The organism is Nitrososphaera sp. AFS (assembly GCF_009898475.1).
Lineage (GTDB): Archaea > Thermoproteota > Nitrososphaeria > Nitrososphaerales > Nitrososphaeraceae > Nitrosopolaris.
The window spans coordinates 1-5,145 of the sequence record NZ_QURE01000096.1 but is presented as its reverse complement, the minus strand read 5'-3'; the positions used below and the strand labels follow the sequence as shown (position 1 = coordinate 5,145).

The 5,145-nt window shown below is 37.2% G+C and carries 3 protein-coding genes; 2 read left to right on the top strand and 1 reads right to left on the bottom strand.

Translation table 11 applies throughout. The features are described 5' to 3' along the window. Positions 1-278 precede the first annotated feature (278 nt). The gene (locus tag DYY65_RS09430; protein ID WP_162477711.1) at positions 279-1,346 is read left to right on the top strand and encodes an NAD(P)-binding domain-containing protein; all 1,068 of its coding nucleotides are present in this window, start codon (positions 279-281) and stop codon (positions 1,344-1,346) included. Positions 1,347-1,759: 413 nt separating this feature from the next. After that, positions 1,760-3,319 (top strand): MFS transporter, encoded by a 1,560-nt coding sequence (locus DYY65_RS09425; protein ID WP_162477710.1) that lies wholly within the window; start codon positions 1,760-1,762, stop codon positions 3,317-3,319. A 296-nt stretch (positions 3,320-3,615) separates the two neighbouring features. On the opposite strand, the gene DYY65_RS09420 is transcribed toward DYY65_RS09425, so the two are convergent. Continuing rightward, a complete protein-coding gene (locus DYY65_RS09420; protein WP_236561770.1) occupies positions 3,616-4,761 on the bottom strand; it encodes a DNA methyltransferase in 1,146 nt (381 codons plus the stop codon). Positions 4,762-5,145 lie beyond the last annotated feature (384 nt).

Below are 5,145 nucleotides of genomic sequence, written 5' to 3'. Positions count from 1 at the left end.
TTGAATTATTCTTTCTTTGATTTCTGTCTTGTATTCTGAAGTAACCTTTGGACACATTTCTGTTTCTATTGTTGTTTTCTTCTGATTCCTTCAGTCAATCTTTCTTTATAAGTGATTATATTATTATCTTTGACTTTTTCTAGTTCTACTTTATTGTTGTTATAATCGCTCCAATGAGTAACCATCTCTTCTAGTATCATGAAAACACTGCTTATTAATAAATATGACTGACCAGTCAGTTAGGTTTATTAGTTACGTGATTACTTAGCTATACGATAATGAAATTACCTTCAATAACTGATAGCAATCGAGAACAAATATGTTTAAACACTCTATCTTTACCATCGGTATCATCACAGTCTAAAAACAGAATCCAGTTCAACAAAGTTTTGATAATAGGACTAGGACAGTTAGGTTTGCCCGTAGCAAAATATGTTAACGAGAAGGGATTTGATACTTATGGTTACGATATTAGTCATCAAGCGATAGAGAATGCAGAAAAGACTGCAGGAGTAAAGAGAGCTATTAACTTTAGTGATTTCGATGTTTACATTCTTTGCATATCCACTCATAAGTCAGACGATATGTTCACTCCACAAATAGATGGGCTGCTGTCAATAGTTGAAAGGATTTCACGAGAGGCGAAAACTGGAGCACTTGTTTCTATAGAAAGCACTATTCCAAAAGGAACCTCTACCAGAGTATTTGAGTTGTTAAACCATAGGCTACATGTAGTTCATGCACCACATAGATGGTATGCCTTAGAAGAAAAAGAACATGGAGTAAATCAGTTGCGTGTAATTGGAGGAGTATGTGATTGCTGCCTAAAAGCTGGTATGCAATTTTATAATGGAAGTGTGGGTGGTACAGATACCAGCACTAAAACCATTGATTCTAGCTCTAGCGATATGGCCATCTTAAATTCCAGCCCAGAAGATGAGAAGATTTATGGTATTGGTAAATACGAAGACAAAGACAAGAGTAATAAGAGTTTGGATATTCGTATGCATCCAGTATCAAAAATCGAAACTGCCGAGACTACTAAAATAGTTGAAAATGCACACAGGTATTTGCAGATAGCCTTTGCAGAGGAACTTTACCTTTACTGTCAAGTAAATAACATAAATTTCTCGGAATTGCGAGATGCCCTAAACACAAAATGGAATGTAAACATTCTTGAACCAAGGGAAGGAATAGGAGGGCATTGTCTACCAAAGGATACAAAAATGTTTCTACAATCCTCAAAGATAGAAAATAAGATATTAACAGCAGCTATACAAGCTGACGAGGATTATAGATGGTTTAGATCCAATCTGGACAGAGGATTAAAATCTACTGTTATCTAAGAGATTGAAAACCTCAAGAGATGGGTGATTATAACAGATGATTTGCACAACAATAACTACGATAACGACTACAACGATAACGACAAGCAAAAATAGATTAGATCGTTCAATATGATTGACCTCGCAAAAGTTAGATCGAAAGATTTCTTGGATGCTCAATCTTATTTTTGACAGATAGAATTACTTTAAGCATATGAAGAATTTGAGTGCAGGCGTAGCTGATTTAATTAGCATATTTTTGTTATGCACAACATCAATAATTAGGCTTGACTGAAGTGAGTGGACATTCCCGTATTTCAGAAACATTTGGGTGCTATATAACCAAGATGTCATTAGGGGAGCAAAATTTGAAAGACGATACTACAATAGTAATTCTCAATTCAAGATCATATAAGAGTTAGTTGGTGAATAATATGGTTAAGTTAGAAGAAGAATACAACGGCGGTCGCTCAACTTGGAGGAATACACTGATCATTCTTAGCTGCTTAGGATTGATTGTTATGTTTGATGAGACAATGATTCTGCCAGCTATTCCAGATTTCATTCATAAGTTCAACATATCGTATAACATGTCCTCCTGGCTACTTTCCGCTTACATAATTGCAGCTGCAGTCATGACCCCAATTGGAGGCAAACTGTCTGATATCTATGGTAAGAAAAAAATATTACTAATAATAATGGCAGTTTACACAATAGGTGTTTTGGCTGGACGATTTGCTACGAATATAGAATTCATGATCGCTGCAAGGGCAGCCCAAGGTGTTGGAATGGCGATGTTTCCCATTGCATTTGGAATCATAAGAGAAATCCTTCCGGAGAAAAAGCTTGCAATGGGTCAAACTATATTCAGCTCAACCCTCTCTGGTGGTGGGGTTATTGGTATAGTTGGAGGCGCAGCCATAATCCAAAACTTTGGTTGGCAGTCAACATTCGTAGCCATACTTCCTATTGCAGTAGCACTCTGGTTGCTAATACAAAGGTTCGTCCAAGTTGACAAGAGTACACCATCCTCATCATCGTTGGAGGGAATTGAGGTAGGTAGTAGTAATAATGGTAGCAATCATCATCGGAACATTTTATCTAATGTCCAGGCAATTGATATAAAGGGGACGCTAGCTCTAGCCTGCACAATAATTACATTTCTTGCTGGCATAACCTTAATACAAAATGGCAACAATAACAGCAGCCATGATACTGTGGAATTATATCATATTGCCGGAATATTTGCAGTCTCAGGATTATCGCTTGCGGCCTTTATAGCTATCGAAAAGAGAGTGCATTCACCCTTGATTGATTTCAAAATAATGACCAGCAAAGGTTTTCTCCCTCCTACTGTTATTCTCATGCTAGTCTTTATGTCCATTTTCATGGTGTATCTGACAATTCCTGTTATGGTAAGAAGTCCTGAGCCGCTTGGGTTTGGAGGAAACGCGATATCAGTCGCAAATGTCCAGCTGCCATTTATGATCGTGCTATTGGCTGGAACGATCATGTCAGGTTATATTCTAAATAGAGTCAAGAATACCAAGCTAATTGTATTTGGAACGTTAATCAGCACAATTGGGTTCTTTGTACTATTTATTTTTCATTCTACTGAAAATATGGTAGCATTTGGACTGACGATACTCTCATCTGGTCTTTCTCTTTCAATTACTGGTGCATTTAACATAATACTTCTATCTGTACCAATGCAAATTACAGGTGTTGCACTGGGAATGACTCTGCTCCTCAACCTTGTTGGAATGTCAGTTGGCCCAGCTGTCTCAGGGATGCTCCAGGAGACTTACAAAGGAACAGTACCCGGAGTTGCAGGCCTTTTCCCTACTAACCATGCCTACGATTTAATATTTATCATATCTGCACTAATGTCACTAGCATCAGTTGCAATGGCACTATCTGTGGTAAGGGTAGGAATCAGAACATCAATGACTACAATGATAAGAAAGCAGCGAGAACAGAAGAAAAGAGATTAGTTAACAGTCATACGTAATCAAAAGCTGCTGACACCATATGATGAAATATGTACAATAGCGCTTGACCAGTTAACTTCTCGAGAATTTGTCCCTTAAAGGATCTCCATGACTGTTTGTGATCACGTATTCTTCCATGTACGTTTAACTGATTGGCTATCAAGAAAATCCTTTTTATGGATTTGTTTTGCTTCCTTCAAAAGTTCGGAAATATGATTGTAAGTATTTAATCCATTCCTGTCCTTCATGCTTTCATATAGCCGTTGCAGATCTTCAAGTTGCATTAGTCAGTCAACTTGCTATGTGACCATAGTTTTTGACCGAGAATATTTTGACCATCTGACTATTCTCTTTCGTTGTACCTTTAGTTTGGGCTCCGGCTTTTTCATTATAAAGAGATATTTGAAACCACGTAAATAGAAATTGAAACGCAAGGCCCTATTATACCATATTCCGGTATTAGATGTCTGACTCCTTCGGACGACGCATATTATATCAAGTGTTTCAAAATTCTTACACAGGCCTTGATAAATGTTAAAACCTACTGGTGTAAATTTTTTCTTTACCCATTGATCACCAATAAGCCACCCAAGTACCTTTCCTGGTTTTAGTATGCGATAGCATTCGCTCATCACTTTTTCTAAATCCTGATAAAATTCATCTGCTTCAGCTGAAATCCAACCTATATTTTTCTCATGAGTGTTATATGCTATATTATCACCATAAGGTGAGTCTATAAACACCAGATCAACACTCTTATCATCAAGTGGAATTTTTCTTGCATCATTTGAAACAACATTTGGGCTTGCGGGAACAATATCATATGCAATACACCTCCGGCCTTCTTCTCTGCAAACGTCTACTGTCGTTCCACTGCCTGCCATTGGATCTACAACTAAATCATTTGGTTCTGTATACCGTTTCACTAGATTATAAATAATGAATGCTGGTGTCACGCCTGCATATTTGTTATTTCCTTTAGGCGTCTTGCCATAGCTCTGGCGTGGATAATCCCATAGTGTAGTAGACTCCAGCTTGGGCTTCTCGTATACATCATACTTCTCACTTGCTAACGTCTTTCCGTTTCCTTTTCTTCCTCTTATCTCATGAATCAAGTCGCCCCATGCAAACCTATTAGGATTCATTACATACGTTGTGAGCAATTTTGTCTTGTCCTCGTCTAACACTATCTTCCAGCTTATACCCAATTTGGAAAGTATGGTTGCAGCATTTGTTATAGTATTTATCTCTCCATTTTTTTCTACTTCTACTTGAAAAGGATACCCACCTCCCCAAGCTTCGGGAACGATATTTTTTCTACCATCAGACTTTGCCCTAAAAGTACCGTATAAGGTGTTAGAATCTAAATTGAGTAAAAAAAGGATATCTCCTTTTTTGACTGCGAAGATTTTATCTTCATAAACCTTGTTAGTAGAAAAAAGCATTCGGTTAAAACACTCTTGTTGAGATTTTTCTGTGCAAGCGAATATGTGGCTTCTAGTTGTAGAAACTTGTTGCATTTATGCTCTATTATGACATTATAGCCCAACCTGACGAATTTAACCATATCGGAAATATGGCTATCGCTTAAATCGTGTTTATGACTCCAGGAGAAATAAATCAAGATGCTTTGAGAGAAATAGGACTTTTGATCACTAATGGAATTTTAGGAGGCACTATTTATCAGTGGCATTGTCTGTTGCCCATTTCCGTTATGGCCGATCTTTGTAGGTATAAGCATCTTACCTGAAGTTTATAAATATGGAGAAGTATATTTACAATATCATAAAAGATCATTACAAATTATGATGACAAAGAATGGATCTGAA

Excerpts from the sequence above, each read along its gene's own strand:
- DYY65_RS09430 (WP_162477711.1), top strand. The coding sequence starts at position 279 with ATGAAATTACCTTCAATAACTGATAGCAATCGAGAACAAATATGTTTA.
- DYY65_RS09425 (WP_162477710.1), top strand. The coding sequence starts at position 1,760 with ATGGTTAAGTTAGAAGAAGAATACAACGGCGGTCGCTCAACTTGGAGG.
- DYY65_RS09420 (WP_236561770.1), bottom strand. The coding sequence starts at position 4,761 with ATGCTTTTTTCTACTAACAAGGTTTATGAAGATAAAATCTTCGCAGTC.